This is a genomic window from Terrabacter tumescens (assembly GCF_014646815.1).
GTDB classification, from domain to species: Bacteria; Actinomycetota; Actinomycetes; order Actinomycetales; family Dermatophilaceae; genus Terrabacter; species Terrabacter tumescens.
Map to the genome: position 1 here is coordinate 36,269 of NZ_BMNZ01000012.1, position 20,668 is coordinate 56,936.

At 69.2% G+C, this 20,668-nt stretch carries 13 protein-coding genes; 8 read left to right on the forward strand and 5 right to left on the reverse strand.

Features of this window, described 5'->3' with window-relative positions; translation table 11 throughout:
* The first annotated feature begins 18 nt into the window (after positions 1-18).
* The 5 genes from IEY30_RS20855 (at position 19) to IEY30_RS20875 (ending at position 6,351) form a co-directional block, all read left to right on the forward strand.
* On the forward strand, positions 19-930 hold the full coding sequence (locus tag IEY30_RS20855; RefSeq protein ID WP_030203512.1) for an alpha/beta fold hydrolase: 912 nt from the start codon (positions 19-21) through the stop codon (positions 928-930).
* Position 931: 1 nt separating this feature from the next.
* The gene (locus IEY30_RS20860; protein ID WP_043417446.1) at positions 932-1,768 is read left to right on the forward strand and encodes a serine hydrolase; all 837 of its coding nucleotides are present in this window, start codon (positions 932-934) and stop codon (positions 1,766-1,768) included.
* Positions 1,769-2,373: 605 nt separating this feature from the next.
* A complete protein-coding gene (locus tag IEY30_RS20865) occupies positions 2,374-3,885 on the forward strand; it encodes a hypothetical protein (protein ID WP_156035506.1) in 1,512 nt (503 codons plus the stop codon).
* Positions 3,886-4,327: 442 nt separating this feature from the next.
* Entirely contained in the window at positions 4,328-5,719 is a 1,392-nt protein-coding gene (locus IEY30_RS20870; protein WP_052359072.1) for a sensor histidine kinase, read from the forward strand.
* Complete coding sequence (locus tag IEY30_RS20875) at positions 5,716-6,351, forward strand: response regulator (RefSeq protein ID WP_030203522.1); 636 nt, start codon at positions 5,716-5,718, stop codon at positions 6,349-6,351. The genes IEY30_RS20870 and IEY30_RS20875 overlap by 4 nt, the downstream gene beginning before the upstream one ends.
* Here the strand turns inward: IEY30_RS20875 and IEY30_RS20880 are convergent.
* On the reverse strand, positions 6,329-6,625 hold the full coding sequence (locus tag IEY30_RS20880; protein ID WP_030203524.1) for a DUF6907 domain-containing protein: 297 nt from the start codon (positions 6,623-6,625) through the stop codon (positions 6,329-6,331). The two genes, IEY30_RS20875 and IEY30_RS20880, sit on opposite strands and share 23 nt — an antisense overlap.
* Before the next feature lie 351 nt (positions 6,626-6,976).
* Here IEY30_RS20880 and IEY30_RS20885 point away from each other — a divergent pair, with 351 nt between their 5' ends.
* The gene (locus IEY30_RS20885; RefSeq protein WP_030203526.1) at positions 6,977-13,888 is read left to right on the forward strand and encodes an OmpL47-type beta-barrel domain-containing protein; all 6,912 of its coding nucleotides are present in this window, start codon (positions 6,977-6,979) and stop codon (positions 13,886-13,888) included.
* A 100-nt stretch (positions 13,889-13,988) separates the two neighbouring features.
* On the opposite strand, the gene IEY30_RS20890 is transcribed toward IEY30_RS20885, so the two are convergent.
* Complete coding sequence (locus tag IEY30_RS20890; RefSeq protein ID WP_229675130.1) at positions 13,989-15,185, reverse strand: sensor histidine kinase; 1,197 nt, start codon at positions 15,183-15,185, stop codon at positions 13,989-13,991.
* Between the two features lie 62 nt (positions 15,186-15,247).
* Positions 15,248-15,922, reverse strand: coding sequence for a response regulator transcription factor (locus IEY30_RS20895; RefSeq protein ID WP_030203532.1), 675 nt, complete (start codon positions 15,920-15,922; stop codon positions 15,248-15,250).
* A 61-nt stretch (positions 15,923-15,983) separates the two neighbouring features.
* Between IEY30_RS20895 and IEY30_RS20900 the strand changes: the two genes are divergently transcribed.
* Positions 15,984-17,456, forward strand: coding sequence for a ferredoxin reductase family protein (locus IEY30_RS20900; protein WP_030203534.1), 1,473 nt, complete (start codon positions 15,984-15,986; stop codon positions 17,454-17,456).
* Positions 17,453-17,983 carry an FMN-binding protein gene (locus IEY30_RS20905; protein WP_030203537.1) on the forward strand — a complete coding sequence of 177 codons (531 nt, stop codon included), beginning with the start codon at positions 17,453-17,455 and terminating at the stop codon, positions 17,981-17,983. Before IEY30_RS20900 ends, IEY30_RS20905 begins: the two co-directional genes overlap by 4 nt.
* Before the next feature lie 190 nt (positions 17,984-18,173).
* On the opposite strand, the gene IEY30_RS20910 is transcribed toward IEY30_RS20905, so the two are convergent.
* Together IEY30_RS20910 and IEY30_RS20915 are read right to left on the reverse strand one after the other, a co-directional pair.
* The gene (locus IEY30_RS20910) at positions 18,174-18,857 is read right to left on the reverse strand and encodes a response regulator (RefSeq protein ID WP_030203540.1); all 684 of its coding nucleotides are present in this window, start codon (positions 18,855-18,857) and stop codon (positions 18,174-18,176) included.
* A complete protein-coding gene (locus IEY30_RS20915; protein ID WP_229675131.1) occupies positions 18,854-20,599 on the reverse strand; it encodes a sensor histidine kinase in 1,746 nt (581 codons plus the stop codon). Before IEY30_RS20915 ends, IEY30_RS20910 begins: the two co-directional genes overlap by 4 nt.
* Positions 20,600-20,668: the final 69 nt, after the last annotated feature.

The window sequence follows — 20,668 nt, forward strand, 5'->3', positions numbered from 1 at the left end:
AAGACCTCAACCTCCCCGATGTCCGTCGACGCTGCCTTCGTCAACATCGACGGACCGTGGGAGCACCGCTACGTCTCCGCCAACGGCGCCCGCTTCCATGTCGCCGAGATGGGCGACGGGCCGCTCGTGCTCATGCTCCACGGCTTCCCGCAGTTCTGGTACGCGTGGCGCCACCAGATGGTCGCCCTGGCGAACGCTGGGTACCACGTCGCAGCCATGGACCTGCGTGGCTACGGCGGCAGCGACAAGCCGCCGCGCGGCTACGACACCTACATGTCGACCCTCGACGCCGCGAGCATCATCCGCGCGCTCGGTGAGAAGGATGCCGTCGTCATGGGCCAGGGGCTCGGCGGCTGGATCGCGTGGTGCATGCCCACCTTCCGGCCGGACGTGACTCGTGCCGTCGCCTCGCTGTCGATGCCGCACCCGCGGATCATGCGGCACTCGACGTGGTCCAACCCCAAGCAGCGTCGCGCCTCGGCATGGATCGGCGGGCTCCAGAAGCCGTTCGTCCCCGAGCGCGAGATGGCCAGGTCCCACGACTACGTCGCGGACCTGCTGCGCTCGTGGGCCTCGCCGTTCGGCACCTTCCCGACAGCCGAGGACGTCTCTCGCTACGGCGACGCCATGATGATCCCCTTCGTGGCCCACTCGGCCGCGGAGCACTACCGCTGGTTCGGCCGCTCCTCGGTGCGCCCCGACGGCCCGCTCTTCATGCGCCGCATCCGACGCGCCATCCGCGTCCCGGTACTGCAGCTGCAAGGCAGCGACGACGGCTGCGTCATCGCCGGCGTCAACCACGGCTCAGGCGCCTTCGTGCCCGGCGACTACCGCCAGGTCAAGGTCCCCGGCGCCGGTCACTTCCTCACCGAGGAGGCACCGGACCAGGTGAACGCCGCGCTCCTCCAGTGGCTCGGATCCCTTGCCTGACATGGAGCTCGAGCTTCCGGACGCCGGCGGGGTCACCTGGTCGGTGTGCGTCCGTGACGGATCAGGTATGCCGCTTGCCTCGTCGGGTGCCGACCTGCCGTTGCGCACGGCGTCCGTCGGCAAGGTGCTGCTCCTCGTCGAGACGGCCCGACTCATCGCGGCTGGGGAGCTGTCCCCTGACGAGCCGCTGACTCGTTCCGTCGACCTGTGGGTCGGCGACTCCGGCCTCTGGCACACGCTCTCGGTCGAGACGCTGCCCCTCATCGACGTCGCTGCCCTGGTCGGAGCCGTCTCCGACAACCTCGCCACGAACGTCCTGCTCCAGCGGGTCGGGCTCGCCGAGGTCGCCGCCCGAGCCACCGCCCTCGGCCTGCGTGCCACCGCCCTGCACGACCGCGTCCGCGACGTCCGGGGCACCGGCCACCCACCAACCCTTGCCACTGGGACCGCCGACGAGCTGAGCGCGCTCATGAGCCAGCTGTCGAACGGCACTGCCGTGGGGCCGGAGTCCGATCGCCTTGTTCGACAGTGGCTCTCGGCCAACGTCGACCAGTCGATGGTCGGGTCTGCCCTTGTCGAGCAGGGCGGCATGGACCCAATCGCGCATCACTCGTCGCTCGACCTGCCGACGACGTTCTGGAACAAGACCGGTACGGACGCAGGAGTGCGTGCCGACGTCGGCGCCGTGACCGTCGGCGAGCGCACGGTCTCGTGGTCAGCCATCGCGAACTGGGACCCGGCGCCCGGCACGACACTCGACCACCTCACGGTTTGGGCGGTCCTCCGCGGCATGCGCCACATCGGAGCACTGGTCCTCACCGAGCTTGAACAATCGTAGGCACGTTCCACCATTGCTGGACGGACCATTAATTCGTCCCGAAACGGATCAAGCGAAATCTGAGACGTCTGGGGCTCGCACGAGGCAGACTGTCCGACGGTCGCCGTCGGGTGGGCCACGGCGGACAGGGCCGGCACAGGGCAGTGCTCGACGTCGACACACACAGGGGCCTGGCAGCGATGCACGAAGTCGGAGCGCACGATCCGCTACGGATCATTCCCGTTCGGGCCAATGCCCGCCGTGGCGCATTTGCGGGCACTGCGGCGCTGGCCGTTGGGACACTCGTTACCGTCGCGCGAGCGCAAGGGATGATCGATGGCTTCGCCGCGGCCCTCCTTGCGGCCCTGGCGCTCTTAGCGCTGCCAGTGGGCCGAACACTTTCAGAGCGAGTCTTCCTGCTAGGCACTTGTGCACTCGGCTGGAATTGCATGTTGTGGTGGATCCCCCTCCCTGAGGGACGAGTGACGGGTGTCCTTGCGGTCGTGTCAGCAGCGGCCGTTGGTTGGTTCGTCTGGGCCCTTGTCCCCAGACGCTCCACCAAGCGTCGCCTGCTACCCGTCACGGCCTGGCCCGACCTCTTGCCGCCGGTCGCTGCCCTTGTGTCCATGGCCGTGCTCACGTTCGCTTATCTACGGGTGGACAACACCTCCCAATTGGCTGCGCTCTTGCCGGCTTGGGATAACTCCGAGCACTATGCCATGTTCGCATCTATATGGAATAACGGCGTCACCCAAGAGATGCTTCCTAAGCCGCCAGGCGATCAATTGCCCTACTCCGGCTACCCTCAAGCCTTCCACGCGACCGTTACATCGGTTTCTGCCCTCTTATGGCCGGGCAGCGCCTCTGACTCCGCCAGTCTCGTGTCGCTCTATTCGCACGCATGCCTGGTGGTGGTCGGCGCAGCATCGATGGTCCTCGTGGCTGGACTCACAAGCATCCCCGCCGCCCGCCGGCGCATGACATCGACGATGGCACTGGCAGTCGCTCTCATCTCGGTCTTCTCCCTGGGTCCGGGACTGGTCCTTCACCTGAGCGGGTTCACGGCTTTCTGGCTCCCGTGCGTCCTGACATCGTGCTCGATCTTCATCGCAGTCCAGTGGACGAGCATGAATCAAACTGTGCATGGCATCGCGATGCTCGGCACAACGGTCGCCGTTGCTCATGGATGGATCCTGCTCCTGACGATGTCGCTTCCCGTATTCGCGAGCGCCATTCTCACGATGCCCCTCAAGCCCCTCGCGAAGCAGCCGGTGAGAGGCATCGCGCTACTGGGGGTCACCGCCGTGGCGGGGCTCGCGGTCCTTCGAGCCAAAAGCATGGTGGCGGGTCAGCAGCTCAGCTATCTTGCAACGCCCGGCGCAATCGAAGCGCCAAACCTGCTTGCGACAGCGGTCATAGCGGCAGCCGCGAGCATTGCGATTACCTACGGGCGGTCCCCAGTAATTGAGAGATTCCGAGCCAAGGCAAGATTTCTACGCACTAATCTACTTCTATACGCCATCGTGTCTTGCATGCTCACAGCCTCGCTCGTGGCATATATTCAAATTCGTCACAGCAATTTTCCGAGCTACTATTTTTGGAAGTACCTCGCAGGGTTCGAGCTCTTCTCCTGCACGCTGCTGATCGCCGTGCTCGCCACGACGCCGAAACGGAATCTGGCCGCCATGCGCTTCAGTCCGAACATACGTCCCGTTGCGGGAGCTTGCGCCATCCTGATCAGCGCCTTGGCCGGCACTCTCCCCTCAGGCAGTCCAGCAGCTCGGCTCCAAGCCCACACTGCTGCTGCTCAGAGGCTGACGCCGGTTGCAGCCGCGCTGCTTCACAATTCGACACGCTCCGGGGGCTGCACCCCAATGGTCTTCTCAACGTCTCCAAGCATCATGGATCCGATGAATGCACAGCAGTGGTACCTCGCGCTGCGGGGTGGGTGGACTGTAAGAGCCAATGAAATGGCGAGGGAGTTGCACCGCGATTCGAACGGAACTGACGACGGTCAGTTAGCAGTTTCCAACTGGCTGGCAAGACATCCCGGATGTCTACTGGTTTCGCCTTCGCAGAAGAATGCGTTGAGCGCTTCGTTGCGCCCCGCCGAGCGTTCAAGGCTCCTTCGATGGTGAGGCGCCGCCGTATCGATGCGTCATCGCCTATGACCTCAGCCCTGTCGACCCGGACGGCATCAACGACTGGTAGCGCGGTGACGGCAAACTGACGTGGCACTTCTCCGACGCCCAGAACCCCGGCCCGATCACCAAGGACGGCTGAGTCGAAACGCTGGTCCCGTTGCGAGGTCACCATGGCGATGCAGGACGGTTCGACCCTCAGCGCGCTTTTTGCTGATGGATCCTTGAGCGCCTTGTAGGGCGGGTTCTTCACCGAAACAGTGGCAAGGATCGCATCCTTTTTGTCCGCTTACGAACATGAAGAATACCGCGGACGGCGCCACTTCTTTACCGTTTTCGATCTAATTCCGCCAACTCACGCATCTGAGGCAGAGGCTCCTTCTACACTCCGGGGATGGGGCAGTTGGGGGTGCCTGGTCGCGGTCGACCAGGTCTTGAGGTGGCCTCCTCACGCATACTCCCGACCCTCCTCGGTTGGGCGCTCGGCGTCACCGTCACAGCAGCCATCGTGGGCACGCCGTACCTGCTCTTCGCTTACCACAGCCCCGATCTGCACCTCGTGCTCGACTCCCTCGACACGGGCGTCGCGTTGCTGGTCGCCTACCTCCTCTTCGGCCGCTACTCGCGCACGGGGCGCTTGCAGGACCTGCTCCTGGCCGCAGGGCTACTCCTTCTCGGGTTGGCCGGCATCGGCCTGACGCTCGTGCTGCGGCTGATCGGTCCTGACGACGATCGTGGTGGCGTGTGGGTCCCGGTCGCTGTTCGGGTGGTCGGTGCGGTCCTCGTCCTTGCTGCTTCGATGACGAGCGCCCGGCGACCGGCAGGACGATGGAGCCGTCCGCTGAAGCTGTTGCCGTGGGTCACCGTCGCCGTCGGGGTGGCGGTGACGTGGGCGCTGGGCGACTCGTTGCCGCGCGCCCTGGCGCAGACGCCTCCGGCCTCCGCCCAGCGTCCGGTCATCGCCGGGCACGCCGGGCTGCTCGCCGCGCACGCCGTCACGGCCCTGTGCTTCGCAGTCGCGTCCGTCGCCTTCGCCGTCACCTCGCGGCCGCGCGCCGAAGGGCGTGACGAGCTGATCCGCTGGCTGGGGCCGGCGTTCGCGCTCGCCGCCTTCGCGCGCCTCAACTACCTGCTCTTCCCCTCGCTCTACAGCGACTGGCTCTACACCGGCGACCTGCTGCGCACCGCGTCGTATGCCGTCCTCCTCGTCGGCGCCGCCCGCGAGATCCGCCGCTACTGGTCGATGCAGGCGCAGGACGCCGTCCTCGAGGACCGGCGCCGCCTCGCCCGCGAGCTGCACGACGGGGTCGTGCAGGAGCTCGGCTACATCCGGTCGGAAGCCCAAACGTTGAGCGGCGACCCCAACTCTCGCCAGCGCATCGTGGCCGCGTGCGACCGCGCCCTCGACGAGGCCCGCGCCGCCGTCGACGCACTCGGCCGCAGCAGCGACGAGCCCCTCGGCTTCGTGCTGCACCGCGCCGCCCGCCAGGTCGCGGACCGCTACAACGCGAGCCTCGAGGTCGAGGTCGACGACTCGGTGCACGCGGACGCCGACCAGCGGCACGCTCTCATCCGGATCACCCGTGAGGCGGTGTCCAACGCCATCCGTCACGGCCGCGCCGACCGCGTGCGGGTGCGTCTCGACCGTCACGGACCGCGGCGGCGGCTTCTCGTCCAGGATGAGGGCGAGGGATTCGACCCGACCGTGGTGCGCCGTCATGCTGATGGCTACGGCCTGACGAGCATGAAGGAGCGCGCCTCCTCGGTGCGAGGCACCTTCAGCATCGACTCGGCACCGGGCCGTGGCACCACCGTCGCGGTGACCTGGTGACCCTGCGCGTCGTCCTCGCCGACGACCACGCGCGCATGCGAGGCCGCATCCGGGAGGCCCTCGAAGCCAGCGGTTGCGAGATCTGCGGGGAGGGCGCGACGGCCGATGAGGCCGTACGGCTCGCAGTGGAGCGCCGCCCCGACGTTGCCCTGCTCGACATCCACATGCCCGGCAACGGCATACAGGCTGCGCGCGACATCGTCCGCGCCGCGCCCGAGGTCGTCGTCGTCATGCTCACTCAGTCCGCCGAGGACGACGACCTCTTCGACTCCCTGCGGGCCGGCGCGTCCGGCTACCTCCTCAAGGACACCGACCCGGCGACCTTGGCGGACAAACTCCGTGGCGTCCTCGACGGCGAAGCCGCGATGCCACCAAGGCTCGTTGCGCGCATCATGGACGAGTTCCGCGCGCCGGCCAAGCGCCGCTTCGCCCGCCGCAGCACGGCCGCCGCCAAGCTGAGCGCCCGCGAGTGGGAGGTCATGGAGCTCCTCGGTCAGGGGCTCACCACCGAGGAGGTGTCCAAGCGCCTCTTCCTGTCGGCTACGACCGTGCGCGTGCACGTGTCGTCCGTGCTCAAGAAGCTGCGCGTCAAGGACCGTGAGAGCGCCTTCAGGCTCCTGCGCGGCGAGTGAGCCCGAACCCCTCGTCGACGAGCTGGGTCAGCGCGTCGATGAGCGCGTCCGCCTCGTGCAGCGAGTACTCCTCGCCGCCCACGAGGACGTAGGGACCGTCACTCTGCAGCGTCACCGGGTCGATCGTCGTGCACAGCCGCAGCGACGTCCCCCTCACGAGCAACTCCCCGCTCACGTGGATGGCATCGTCCTCACCCTGGCGTATGCCGTGTCGCTGCACGCACCACGCCGGGCAGTGGGCGGGTCGCTGCGTCGCCAGCTGCGTGGAGGTCATGTCGAAAACGATAGGAACGGTCGACGCGAAATGCCGACGTTTCCCGTTCGACCTTCTAAACGCGGATCGCCCCTTCCCGGTCCGCTCCGTTCAAATGCATAAACACGAAGCGCCCGCGGACCAGCACGCGAGCGCTCCAGACGGCTGACGTCCCCATGAACGGTCCGAAACGTCCGAATTGCCCCTTGGGAAATGCTGATGAAAAACCCAAAAAGGATATTGAGGACTCCGATCTTCACGGCAATTCGGATTTCAAGCTTTTGTCTCCGCGCCTCTCCCCGTCCCCTTACGTTTGGCCACGTCGACTCGCGGGGGCCGAAGTCGGTCGACGTCCAAAGGGGAGGAACCACCATGTCTTCACGCCGTCTGCTCAGTGCCACGGCTGCCACCATCACGCTCCTGGCCGCAGGGTCGAGCGTTGCCGCCCAGGCGGCGTCCGTCACGTCCGCCGGCTTCAGCGGCGGAGCCGGCACCTACACCGCGCCCAACGGCACGGTCTACGCCAAGCAGGGCGCTGCCCTGACGCTGACGGTCAACACCGACGGGAACACGCGGTGCGTGGACGTCATCGACGGTAACGGTGACACCATCGCGACCAAGTCGGGCGGCAACAGCAATACCTGGACTTTCAGCGGATCGGCCTATCCATGGCTGACGGCGAGCACGGGCAGCGGAGTCGTGTCCTACACGACGAAGGCGTGGCGCAATGTCAACGGCCAGGGCAAGTGCGTTGCCAACCAGAATGAGAACTTCGGCGTGCAGGCGGCCTCCTACACGCTCGACAACACAGCCCCGACAGCATCGGGGGTGGTCTCCCCGGCACCCAACGGCGCGGGCTGGAACAAGGCCGACGTCACGGTGACGTGGACCGGCTCAGACGGCGACGGCTCCGGCGTCAAGGCCGTCAGCCCCACCACGGATACGGTCAACACTGACGGCACCGTCACCAAGACAACCACCGTCACTGACAACGTCGGCAACATCGGCTCGGGCTCCGTCGTGGTCAACCTCGACAAGACTGCCCCGACCATCGTCGGCTCCCGCACGCCGGCTGCGAACGCCAACGGCTGGAACAACACACCCGTCACCGTCTCGTTCACGCCGAGCGACGCCACCTCGGGCGTGAAGTCCTCGACGTCCCCCGTCACTCTGAGCCCGGACGGCGCGAACCAGTCGGTCACCGGCACGGTCACCGACAACGCCGACAACACCGCGAGCACGACGGTCGGCGGTATCAACATCGACAAGGTCGCACCGACCCTCTCGGGCAAGCCGACGACCGACCCGAACAGTCAGGGCTGGTACACGGGCGACGTCACCGTGGCGTGGACCGCGACCGACACCCTCTCGGGCACGACCAACCCGGCGAACAGCACCATCACCGGTGAGGGCGCTGCGCTGACCGCGAGCGCCACCGCGACGGACAAGGCCGGCAACTCGACGAACGCGCAGAGCGCAGCGGTCAAGATCGACCGCACGGCCCCGAACACCACGGTCACGGCTCCGCCGGCCTGGAACAAGAGCGACGTGACGCTGACCCTGGTCGCCAACGACGGCCTCTCGGGCGTCGACAAGACCTTCTACCAGCTGGACGGCGGCGCGCAGACCGCCGGCACCAGCGTCCCGGTCACCGCCGAGGGCAACCACACACTGAAGTTCTGGAGCACCGACGTCGCCGGCAACACCGAGGCTACGAAGACGGTCAGCTTCGGCATCGACAAGACCTCGCCGACGATCGGTCACACCCAGGACCCGGCCGCGAACGGCGACGGCTGGAACAAGAGCGACGTCACGGTGACCTTCGCCTGCTCCGACTCGGTCTCCGGCATCGCGAGCTGCACCACGCCCCAGGCCGTCAGCACCGAGGGCGCGGCCCAGAAGGTCACGGGAACCGCCACGGACAACGCGGGCAACTCCGCGACCGACCCGGCCCTGGTCAGCATCGACAAGACCAAGCCCGCCATCACCGTCGACGCCCTCCCGACGCCGAACGCCAACGGCTGGTACGGCGACGACGTCACCGCGACCTTCACCGCGAGCGACTCGCTCTCCGGCGTCAAGACCCAGGACAAGGCGCACACCTTCGGCGAGGGCGCGAACCAGACGGCCACTGCCACCGCCACCGACACCGCCGGCAACAGCGCCTCGGTCACCACAGGCAAGGTCAACGTCGACCAGACAGCCCCGACCATCACCGGCACGGTCGTCGGCACGCCGAACGCCAACGGCTGGTTCGCAGGGAACGTCACCGTCCACTGGACGTGTGACGACAACCTGTCCGGCGTCGTCGCCTGCCCCGTCGACACGGTCGTCTCGGGCGAGGGCTCCAACCGCTCCGCCTCCGCGTCGGTGACCGACCAGGCCGGCCACACGGCATACGCCATCGTCGACGGCATCAAGATCGACCGCACCGCCCCGAGCACCAAGGCGACCGGCGTGCCCGGCGGCTGGGTGAACGGCCCAGTGACCGTCGGACTCGCTGCCAGCGACAACCTCTCCGACATCGACAGCACCTACTACGCGGTCGACGGCGCCCCGACGCCCACCAAGGGCAACAGCGTGACCGTCGGCGCCCAGGGCGTGCACACGGTGAGCTACTGGTCAGTGGACAACGCCGGCAACAAGGAGGACGCCGGGTCGTTCACCGTCAAGGTGGACCTGTCGTCCCCCAGCATCACGCCGAACCAGTCCCCGGGACCGAACACCCACGGCTGGAACAACACCGGCGTCGCGGTCAGCTTCGCGTGCGAGGACCAGACCGACCTGTCCGGTCTCAAGGACTGCACGCCACCGGTGAACATGTCGACCGACGGCAAGGCGCAGCAGGCGAAGGGCACGGCGACCGACAACGCCGGCAATAGCACTTCCGCGACAGCCACCGTCAACATCGACACGACGGCCCCGACCATCATGGGCGGTCCGGATCGCGCTGCCAACCCCGCCGACTGGTACGACGACGACGTCACCGTCTCCTTCGACGGCAAGGACGGCCTGTCCGGCATCGAGACCGTCACCGGCCCGCAGCGCCTCGGCGAGGGCGCGGACCAGTCGGTCGAGGGCACCGCCACCGACAACGCCGGCAACACGGCCGCCACGACAGTCAGCGGCATCAACATCGACAAGACGGCGCCGAACCTGAGCGCCGCCCCGACCGAGCTGCCGAACGGCGAGGGTTGGTACAACCGGAGCGTCACCCAGGTCTGGGCCGCCGACGACGTCCTCTCGGGCCTCGCGGGCGACGTGCCCCCGAACGCCGTCATCGAGACCGAGGGCAGGGGGCAGACCGTCTCCGCCACCATCTCGGACAGGGCCGGCAACACCACGTCGGCCACGAGCGCCCCGGTCAAGATCGACAAGACCGCGCCGAACACCGACGTCTCGGCCCCGAGCGGCTGGGTCAACAGCAGCGTCGATGTGACCCTGACGCCGCACGACGCCCTGTCCGGTGTGGCCGCGACGCACTACAGCCTCGACGGCGGCAGCGAGCAGACCGGCACCACCGTCAAGCTGGACTCCGAGGGGGCGCACACCCTCTCCTACTTCAGCACCGACCAGGCGGGCAACGTCGAGAAGGCGAAGACCGTCACGGTTCAGATCGACAAGAGCAACCCGACCATCACCCACACGCTCTCCCCGGAGGCGAACAAGAACGGCTGGAACAACCTCGACGTCACCGTCACCTTCACCTGCGACGACCAGGTGAACCTGTCGGGCATCGCCAGCTGCACCGCTCCCCAGACGGTCACCAAGGAGGGCAAGGACCAGCCGGTCACCGGCACCGCCACGGACGAGGCCGGCAACACCGCGACCGACCCGGCAACGGTGAGCCTGGACAAGACCAAGCCGACCATCACCGGCTCCCGGACCCCGGACGCCAACGACCTCGGCTGGAACTACACCGACGTCAAGGTGCACTTCAAGGGCGGAGACACCCTCTCGGGCATCGACAGCGTCACCGGCGACTCCACGCTGGGTGAGGGCGACGACCAGTCCGTGACGGGCACCGCGGTCGACGCGGCCGGCAATGATGCCACCGCAACCGTCAGCGACATCCGGGTCGACAAGACGGCACCGTCGCTGCGCGGCGAACCGACGTCCTCCCCCAACACGAAAGGCTGGTACCGCGGTGACGTCCGCGTCGCGTGGACGTCGTCCGACGAGCTGTCCGGCATCCCGGCTGGCGCAAGCCCGGCAGACACGCTGATCACCGGAGAGGGCAAGGCCCTCATCGCATCGGCAAGCGTTACGGACCGGGCCGGCAACGAGGCCAAGGCGTCGAGCGCCGCGGTCAAGATCGACCGCCACGCCCCGGTCACCGGCGCCAACGCGCCGACAGGCTGGAACAACACCGCCGTCACGGTGAGTCTCGACGGGAGCGACGGGCTCTCGGGCCTCGACGCGACCTACTACCAGGTCGACGGTCACGACGGCCTGAAGGGCACGTCTGTGACCATCAGCGCCGCGGGGATCCACACCCTGAAGTACTGGAGCGTTGACGAGGCTGGCAACGTCGAGGAGGCCAAGTCCGCCACGGTCAAGATCGACCTCACCGAGCCGACCATCGGCCACACCGTCTCCCCGGCCCCGAACGTGAAGGGCTGGAACAAGACGCCGGTAACCGTCGCCTACACGTGCGACGACGACCTCTCCGGAGTGGCCAGCTGCCCGGACGACGCGAAGGTCTCGACCGACGGCCAGGACCAGGCAGTCCCCGGCACCGCTGTCGACAACGCAGGCAACACGCACGTCGACAACGCCACGGTCAGCATCGACACCGTCAAGCCCACCATCACCGGTGCGCCTGACCGAAAGGCGAACCTCAACGACTGGTATGCCGGGAACGTGACCGTCGGCTTCGGCTGCGACGACGATCGCTCGGGCATCGCGGACTGCTCCTCTCCCGTGACTCTGGGTGAGGGCAGGGCACAGTCCGTCAAGGGCACCGCGACTGACGCGGCGGGCAACAGCGACAGCACCACCGTCGGGCCGATCAACATCGACAAGACGGCGCCGACGCTGAGCGGCGCTGCTACCACCGAGCCGAACCCGGGCACGGACGGCTGGTACAAGGACGACGTCACGATCCGGTGGACCGCTGCAGATGCCCTCTCGGGCCTCGACGGCGTGGCCCCCGCCGACAGCACCATCGACGGTGAGGGAACCGGCCTCACTGCCGGCACCTCGGTCCGTGACCTCGCCGGCAACGAGACCTCCGCAAAGAGCGCCCCGGTCCAGATCGACCGCCACGCCCCGAGCACCACGGTCTCCGGCATCTCGGACTGGAGCAACAGTGCCGTCACGGTGAAGCTCACCGCGGGGGACAACCTGTCCGGTGTCGCCGCGACGCACTTCCAGCTCGACAAGGACCCCGTCGGTACCGGCACCAGCGTCAGGATCGACACCGAGGGCGTTCACACCCTCCAGGTGTGGAGCGTGGACGTCGCCGGCAACGTCGAGGCGCAGCAGAACGTGACCGTCAAGATCGACAAGACGGCGCCCGGTATCAGCCACAAGCAGGCACCGGCGGCCAACTCGCGCAGCTGGAACAACAGCGACGTGACGGTGACCTTCACCTGCACCGACAGCGGATCCGGCATTGCCAGCTGCACGGCCCCCGTCACCAAGGGTGAGGGCGTGGCGCAGAAGGTCGAGGGCAAGGCCACCGACAAGGCTGGCAACTCGGCCACCGACCAGACCACTGTCAACGTCGACAAGTCCAAGCCCACCCTCACCGGCAGCCTGTCGGCCGAGGCAAACGCCAGGGGCTGGTTCAAGGCGGACGTCACCGCGACGTTCACCTGCGCTGACCAGGACGGCCTTTCCGGCGTCCTGTCCTGCCCCGCCGCCAAGACGCTGGGCGAGGGCGAGAACCAGAGCGCCGGTGGCACCGCCACCGACGCCGCGGACAACCCCAGCGACACCTTCGCCATCACCGGCATCAACGTCGACAAGACCGACCCCACCCTGAGCGGCGCCGCCACCAGCGGCCCGAACGACAACGGCTGGTACGGGGGCGACGTCACCGTGACGTGGACCGCCGCCGACGCCCTCTCGGGCATCGACGGAGCCGCTCCGGCCAACAGCACGATCACCAGCGAGGGCGACGCCCTGTCGACCAGCGCCTCGGTGAGCGACAAGGCCGGCAACACGGCGAGCGCCACGGTCAAGGGCATCAAGATCGACCGGCACGCCCCGAGCACAGACGCCGCCGCACCCAGCAACTGGCAGAGTGCCGACGTCACGGTGAAGCTCAGCGCGACCGACAACCTGTCGGGCGTGGCGGGCACGTACTACACGGTCGACGGCGGCGCGCAGCAGGCCGGCAACACGGTCAGCGTCACCAGCGAGGGCACCCACCAGGTCGCCTTCTGGAGCGTCGACAAGGCCGGCAACGCCGAGACGGCCACGACAGTGACGGTCCTCGTCGACAAGACGGCGCCGACGATCACCGGCAAGGCGACCACGAGCCCGAACGCGGCTGGCTGGTACAACGCTCCAGTGACCGTGCACTTCGACTGCAAGGACGCGGTCAGCGGCATCGCCAACTGCCAGCCCGACGTGACGCTCTCGGCCCAGGGCACGAACACGGCCACGGGCACGGCAGTCGACAACGCCGGCAACAAGGGCGCGACCACCGTCGGCGGGATCAACATCGACACCGTCGCACCAGTCGTCACCATCGGCGGGGTCACGGACGGAGCTAAGTACACCCTCGGCGCCGTCCCGGCTGCCACGGCAAACGCCACGGACGCGACGAGCGGGGTCGTGGGTTCACCGACGGTCACCAAGACCGGCGGCATGGCCAACGGCGTGGGCACCTTCACCTACACGGCGACGGCCACCGACAAGGCGGGCAACGTGGGAACGGTGAAGGCGACCTACACGGTGGTCTACGGCTACGGCACCACGCTGTTCCTCCAGCCGGTCAACGACACTGCGCACCAGACGGGCCTGGCCACCAGCGTCTTCAACGCCGGCCAGAACATCCCGATGAAGTTCCAGCTCAAGAACGCCGCTGGTCAGGTCATCCAGGCCGGCAGCGCTCCGAAGTGGCTGAACCCGGTCAAGGGCGGGGCCACGTCCGCAGCGGTCAACGAGTCGGCCTACACGGCCGCAGAGACGGTGGGCGGGACGTACAGCTGGGACGGCGCGCAGTACCAGTACAACTGGAAGACCGACAAGACCATGGCCGGCAGCTACTGGCGGGTGGGTGTGAGCCTCGACGACGGCCAGACCTACTACGTCAACATCGGTCTCCGATGAGCTGACGGTCAACCGAGAGCGGGCGCACCACGAGTTGACGGTGCGCCCGCTCTTCTGTCTCCGCACCGTCGAGCCCAGGACCCTTGGCCCCGTGCGGTCCTCAGCGCTCGACGGCAGCCGGCAGGAGCAGGGTGAAGGTCGCTCCCCCACCGGGCGTCTCGGCGACCCCGAGCCGGCCGCCGTGCGAGCGGACGATCTGGGTCACGAGCGCGAGCCCGAGGCCGACGCGTCGACCGCCGGATGCCCCGTCGCCGCGGGAGAAGCGCCGGCTCAGCCGTTCGACGTCCTCGACGTCGACGCCATGGCCGTGGTCGACGACGTCGACCCGCACCTCGCCGCCCGCCATCGACGACCGCACCTCCACCTGGGACCCCTTGTCGGAGTGCGAGATCGCGTTGTCGACAAGAGCCAGCACCGACCGTCGCAGGCTCGGACCGACGCCGTCCACGACGCACGAGCCGCCACCACCCGCAGCACCAGCGCTCTCGTCGACGAGCGTCACGCCGCGCTCGGCGGCATACGGCCTCAGCGATGTAACAACCTCGGACGCGAGCGCCCCTAGGTCGACCCGCTCGGCTACCTCGTCGACGTGCTCGAGCTGCGCCGAGAGCAGCAGGTCCGAGACGACGTCGGCCATGGCCTGGGTGTCGTGGACGAGCTGGTCGACCTCGGCCAGGCGGCGCGCGGCCACCGTCCCGTCTCCCCCGCCGACGGCATCGGCCGCGACGTGCCGGCGCAGCAGCTGCGCGCGCGTGCTGATGACGGCGAGAGGCGTGCGCAGCTCGTGCGAGGCGTCGGCGACGAACTGTCGCTGCAGCTCCATCGCCTCGCCGAGCGGCCGGACGGCCCGGCGCCCCGCGAGCAGGCCTGTCAGCGCGGCGAGCAGCACGCCCACCACGCCCGCGGCGATCGTCGACACGAGCAGCCGCTGCTCCTCACCGGTGTGCAGCCGGATGTCATAGACGGCGACGTACGTGACGCCGTCGCGCTGGTCGGCCCACGCGGGCCACGACCGCCCGTCGGCGGTGAGGCTCGTCTGCCCGGTGACGTCGGGACCGACCCCCAGCGCGGCCGCAGCAAGGTCGGCCGGCATCGAGCGGGTCACCTCGTGACCGGACTCCGTCAGCTTGACCAGCCACGTGCCGGGCGGCGCGTCGACGACGTCGTCGGCCGTCCGCGCCGCCGTCTCGGTGCGCCCGCGGATCTCACCCAGCTGCTGCCGGTCGAAGAGCACGGCAGTGCCGATGATGGCGAGCAGCACGACGAGCGCCGTCGTCGCGCCGACCCGTAGCGCCACCGACCGCGACGCCTGCCGCAGCGGATCCGCTTCAGCCCGAAACCGATCCGTCCAGGGCCACCTCACGACGAGGCACCGAGGCGGTAACCCACGCCGTGCACCGTGTCGATGACCGACTTCCCGAGCTTGCGGCGCAGGTAGTAGACGTACGTGTCGACGGCACCGAGCGTGTCGGCGTTGTCGAAGGCCGCATCGAGCAGCTCGTCCCGCGTGAAGACCCGCGTCGGGCGGCGCGCCAGCACCTCCAGCAGCCGCGCCTCACGCCCCGAGAGCATGACCTCGCCGTCGTCACCGACGAGCCGCTGCTCCCCGACGACGAGCCGTCGCGACCCGACGACGAGCTCCCCCGCAGCCCCACCCACCGGCCGCAGCAGCGCCCGCAGCCGCGCGAGCACCTCCTCGACGTCGAACGGCTTGACGACGTAGTCCTGCGCCCCCGCGTCGAGCCCCTCGACCCGGTCCGCCACGGTCCCCCGCGCGGTGAGGAAGAGCACCGGCGCCGCCATCCCCCGCGAGCGCAGCCGCGTCACCAGGTCGACGCCCTCGATCCCCGGCAGGCCACGGTCGACGACGAGCACGTCCCACTCGTCGACCAGGCCACGGTGCAGGCCGGCCTGTCCGTCGCGAACGGCCGTCACGGCATACCCCTCCTCGTCGAGCAGCTCGGCGAGCATCTGCGACAGGTCGGGGTCGTCCTCGACGAGCAGCAGCCGCGGGCGCAGCGACGGAACGGTCATGCCGCAACTCTCCTTCGCACGTCTCATAACTTTCTGAGATCACCTGAGCACCATCGTCTATGTGAGCACCACCATCGCACCACACCGTGGGACCCCGAGCCGGGTCCGTCGAGCCCTGCGTGCCGGCGCGGACTTCCGCCGCTGGCAGGCCCGCACGGGCGACCTCCTCGAGTCCCTCGCCATCGCGAGCCTGCTCGCCGTCATGGCGCAGTTCCTCCTCGGCGGCGGCAGCCACGACCTCGTCGCCGGCCCGAGCAGCACAACGCTCATCGCCGTCGGGCGCCTCACCGGCCTCGTCGCGATGGACCTGCTGCTCATCCAGCTGCTCCTCGCCGCCCGCGTGCCGTGGATCGACCGCGTCTACGGGATGGACCGCGCGCTCAAGGCGCACCGCATCCTCGGACGCATCACCGTGCCGCTCGTGCTCGTGCACGTCGGGGCCATCGTCCTCGGCTACGCCGCCCGCGACGAGCTGCACGGCCCGTTCGCCCCGGTCGTCGAGAGCTTCCGCCTGCTCACCGGCGGCAGCGACCTGCTCTTCGCCTTCATCGCGACCGCCCTGCTCGTCGTCATCGCCGTGACCTCCGTCAGCATCGCCCGACGCCGCCTGTCCTACGAGTGGTGGCACCTCGTGCACCTGACCTCGTATGCCGCCGTCGTCCTCGCCGTGCCGCACGAGCTCTCGATCGGGTCGGAATTCACTGCGTCGCAGTGGGTTCGGACCTACTGGTGGACCCTCTTCGTGCTCGTCGCGGCCAGCGTCCTCTGGTGGCGCCTGCTCGTCCCCGTCGCCCGCAGCCTGCGTCACCAGCTGCGCGTCACCGACCTCGTCGAGGAGGCCCCCGGCGTGTGGTCGGTGTGGATGAAGGGCCGCCACCTCGACAAGCTCCCGGTCCGCGCGGGGCAGTACCTCAACTGGCGCTTCGTCAGCCCGCGCCTGCTCGCGACCGCGCACCCGTGGTCGATCTCGAGCGCGCCCGACGGCCGCCACCTGCGCATCACGGTCCGCGAGCTCGGCGACCACTCGAGCCGCCTGGCCCACCTGCGCCCCGGCACCCGCGTGCTCTTCGAGGGCCCCTACGGCGCCTTCACCTCCCGCCAGCGCGTCCGCCGTCGCGTCCTGCTCCTCGCCGCCGGCATCGGGGTCACTCCGGTCCGCTCGATCCTCGAGGAGCTCGTGCGCCACGGCCACGCCGGCCCCGGCGACGTCACCGTCGTCTACCGCGCCAACGACGTGTCGCAGCTGGCCCTGCGTGACGAGCTCGAGCACCTGACGAATGTCGGTGGCCACAAGCTGCTCCTGCTCGTCGGCCCGCCCGTCAACGGTTCGTGGCTGCCGCCCGACCACTCCCTCGGCCACTCCGGCGGTCAGCCCGTCCCCGACGCCGAGCGGCTCGCCGAGCTCGTCCCCGACCTGCGCCGCCACGAGGCCTACCTCTGCGGCCCCGGCGGCTGGATGAACCTCGTCCACCGCAGCCTCCTCGAGGGCGGCATCCCCAAGTCCCACATCCACGACGAGAGGTTCTCCTGGTGAGGAAGGCAACGACCGCCCTCGTCGGCCTGGCCGGCGTCGTCACCATCGGCGCGTCCTGGGCCTCGGGCCTGACGCCCAAGCACGCCGCCGTCACCGGCGTCCACGTCCTGTCCGGCGCCAAGGCCGGCACGCCCGTCGCAGCCGCCCCGCCCCAGCCGTCCGGCAGCTCGACGAGCACGAGCAGCAAGGGCAGCTCCAAGAGTTCGTCCGGCGGCAAGGCCTCCAAGGCTCCCGCCGCGGCGCCCCGCTCGGGCACGGTCGACGGCGCCGTCGTCGGCACGCAGTACGGCTCCGTCCAGGTCCGGGTCAGCTTCACGGGCACGAAGATCACCAACGTCCACGCGCTGCAGCTGACCGACAGCTCCGGCACGTCGGTGTCGATCAGCGCCGGCGCCGCGCCAACGCTGCGCCGCGAGGCCCTCGCTGCTCAGTCGGCCAAGATCGACGTCGTCAGCGGCGCCACCTACACGAGCGAGGCCTACCAGCAGAGCCTCCAGTCGGCGCTCGACGCCGCCCATCTGGGCTGACCGCCCACCCCGAGCTGCACCCGAGGGTGCCTGCGACGCGGCCCGCCGATCTTCCCCTGTGGTCGGCCGTCCGCAGCGGCCCGCCGACCTTCCCCTGAGGTCGGCGGGCCGCACTTCTCCACGAATCTCCCTGTGGCGTATGCCGTGTGCCCCCTCCCCGAGACCCGCGCAGTCACGCTGGTGGCCGGGTTCAGAGCCAGCGGTAGCGGCGCTCCGGGCGACCGGTCGAGCCGTAGCGGAGCGTCACCTCGGCCCGCCCGAACGAGACGAAGTGCTCGAGGTAGCGGCGCGCACTAACGCGTGAGATCCCTACGACCTCAGCGCATTCCGTCGCCGACAGCGTCTCGCGCGACTCGCCGGACTCCCGCAGCGCGCGCTCCACGGCCTCGGCCGTCTCGGCGCTGAGTCCCTTCGGCAGCGCCGCGACGGGTCCTCGCCCGACGGGCTGCGACGACGTGAAGGCGGCGTCGATCTCGGCCTGTGTCAGGTCGTCACCGAGGTCGCGTGCCCGCTCGGCGGCATACGTCAGCAGGCGCTGCTCGAGGTCGGCGAAGGCGAACGGCTTGAGGAGGTAGCCGACGACGCCCTGGCGCAGAGCTCCGCGCACGGCGTCGGCCTCCTTGGCCGCGGTGATGACGAGGGCGTCGCACGTCTCGCCCGCCGCCCGCAGCCGCGCGACGACGTCGAGCCCGAAGGCGTCCGGCAGGTAGAGGTCGAGCAGCACGAGATCGGGCTTCAGCTCGGCGACGAGCGCGAGCGCCTCGTCCCCCGTGCGGGCGGTGCCGATGACCTCGAAGCCCGCGACGCGCTCGACGAAGCCGCGGTGGATGCGCGCCACCATGAAGTCGTCGTCGACGACGAGCACCCGGGTCATCGCTTCTCCTCCACGGCCGCAACGGAATCAGTCGGCGAGTCGGTCGAGTCATCCGTCGAACCCGTACCGGCGCCCGACCCCGCCTCGACCGTGAGCCGGGCGACGAACTTCGCACCCGTCGGGGTGTTCTCGACCTCGACCTCGCCGCCCCGACGCTGGCAGATGAGGCGCGTCAGCGCCAGCCCGATGCCGCGCTCGCCGGCACGCGCGGCCTTGGTGGTGTAGCCGTGGGTGAAGACCTCGGTGACGAGCTCGGGCGCGATGCCCGGCCCCGAGTCGACGACGCTCACCTCGAGCGAGCTCGCGTCCTGGCGGATCGTCAGCTCCACCCACTTGTCGTCGCCCTCGGACGAGGCCGCCGCGTCGATGGCGTTGTCGACGAGGTTGCCGACCACCGCTGCGACGTCGGCGGAGTCACGCGCCCCGATGCGCCCGAGCGACGTGTCGTCCGAGACCCGCAGCTCGACCCGGCGCTCGGTGGCCTGCGCGGCCTTGGCCATGACGAGCGCGGTCACCGCCGTGTCGCGGATGCGCCGCGCGACGGTGAGGTCGAGCTGCGCGCGGTGCTCGCTCACCGAGTCGACGTAGGCCACGACCTCGTCGTACTCCCCGAGCTGGATGAGCCCCGAGATGGTGTGCAGCTGGTTGGCGAACTCGTGCGCCTGGGCTCGCAGCAGCTCCGTCGTGCTTCGGAACGAGCCGATCTCGCGCTCGAGGTCTGCGAGCTCGGTCCGGTCGCGCAGCGTCGTCACCGACCCGAGCGGCCGACCGTCCTTGGCGACCTCCATGCGGTTCATCACGAGCACCCGTCCGCGGCGCAGCACCACCTGGTCGCGCTGCACCCCGTCCGCTCCGTCGTCGGTGACACCACGCAGCACGTCACGCAGACGCGGGCCGATCGACAGGTCGTCGAGGCGCATCCCCACCGCGTGCTCCGGCAGGTCGAGCAGCCGTTGGGCGACGTTGTTGACCAACGTGATCCGCTCGTTCGTGTCCAGCGCCACCACTCCCTCGGCCAGCCCGAAGAGCATCGCCTCACGACTCTCCGCCAGTCCGGTGATCTCCGCCGGCTCGAGCCCCAGCGTCTGCCGCTTGATCCGTCGGGCGAGCAGCCACGACCCGACGCCACCCAGGACCAGCGCGATGCCGAGATAGGTCGGGAGGTACGAGGAGTTGCCGAGCAGGCGATCCCAGGCAGACGGCATACGCACTGCGATCATCACGGTGCCGAGCTGCGTGCCCACGGGCAGCTGCGGCTCCTTGACCCTCGGGTCGGGCACCGACAGCAGCGGGCTCTGCGCGACGATCATCCGCTCGCCGCCGAGCTCCATGACGCCCGTCCAGCTCGCCCCGTCGGCCACCGCCCTCGACCCGAGCGGCATCGGCGCCCGCTCGAGCGTCGGGTCCGACGACACGCGTACGACCTCGGCGGCGTCGGCGACGCTCATCGAGGTGATGTTGTACTGCGTCACGATCGACTGCACCAGGCTCGGCAGCACGTTGGGCACCCCGCCGGGCGACATCTCGGTGCGCACGATCGGGGTGCTCGCGAGCTGCTCGGCGACGGCCGACACCCGGCGCCCCTCCGTGCGGGTGAACGTCGCCTCCGACTGCGACAGCGAGACGAGGGCGACCGCCACGAGCACGCCGAGCAGAATGAGCAGCTGCACGGCGAACAGCTGCCCCGTGAGGGTCAGCCCGCCGAACCATCGGCCGAAACGGCGCCTGCTCTGCTTGACCACAACGAACTCAACCTTCATTGGTGACACAACGGCGACACCGCTCCGGGACGCGGGCACGATCATGCCGTT

Coding starts and splice junctions, on each gene's coding strand:
- IEY30_RS20855 (WP_030203512.1), top strand. CDS start 19: ATGTCCGTCGACGCTGCCTTCGTCAACATCGACGGACCGTGGGAGCAC.
- IEY30_RS20860 (WP_043417446.1), top strand. CDS start 932: ATGGAGCTCGAGCTTCCGGACGCCGGCGGGGTCACCTGGTCGGTGTGC.
- IEY30_RS20865 (WP_156035506.1), top strand. CDS start 2,374: ATGGCCGTGCTCACGTTCGCTTATCTACGGGTGGACAACACCTCCCAA.
- IEY30_RS20880 (WP_030203524.1), bottom strand. CDS start 6,625: ATGACCTCCACGCAGCTGGCGACGCAGCGACCCGCCCACTGCCCGGCG.
- IEY30_RS20885 (WP_030203526.1), top strand. CDS start 6,977: ATGTCTTCACGCCGTCTGCTCAGTGCCACGGCTGCCACCATCACGCTC.
- IEY30_RS20895 (WP_030203532.1), bottom strand. CDS start 15,922: ATGACCGTTCCGTCGCTGCGCCCGCGGCTGCTGCTCGTCGAGGACGAC.
- IEY30_RS20910 (WP_030203540.1), bottom strand. CDS start 18,857: ATGACCCGGGTGCTCGTCGTCGACGACGACTTCATGGTGGCGCGCATC.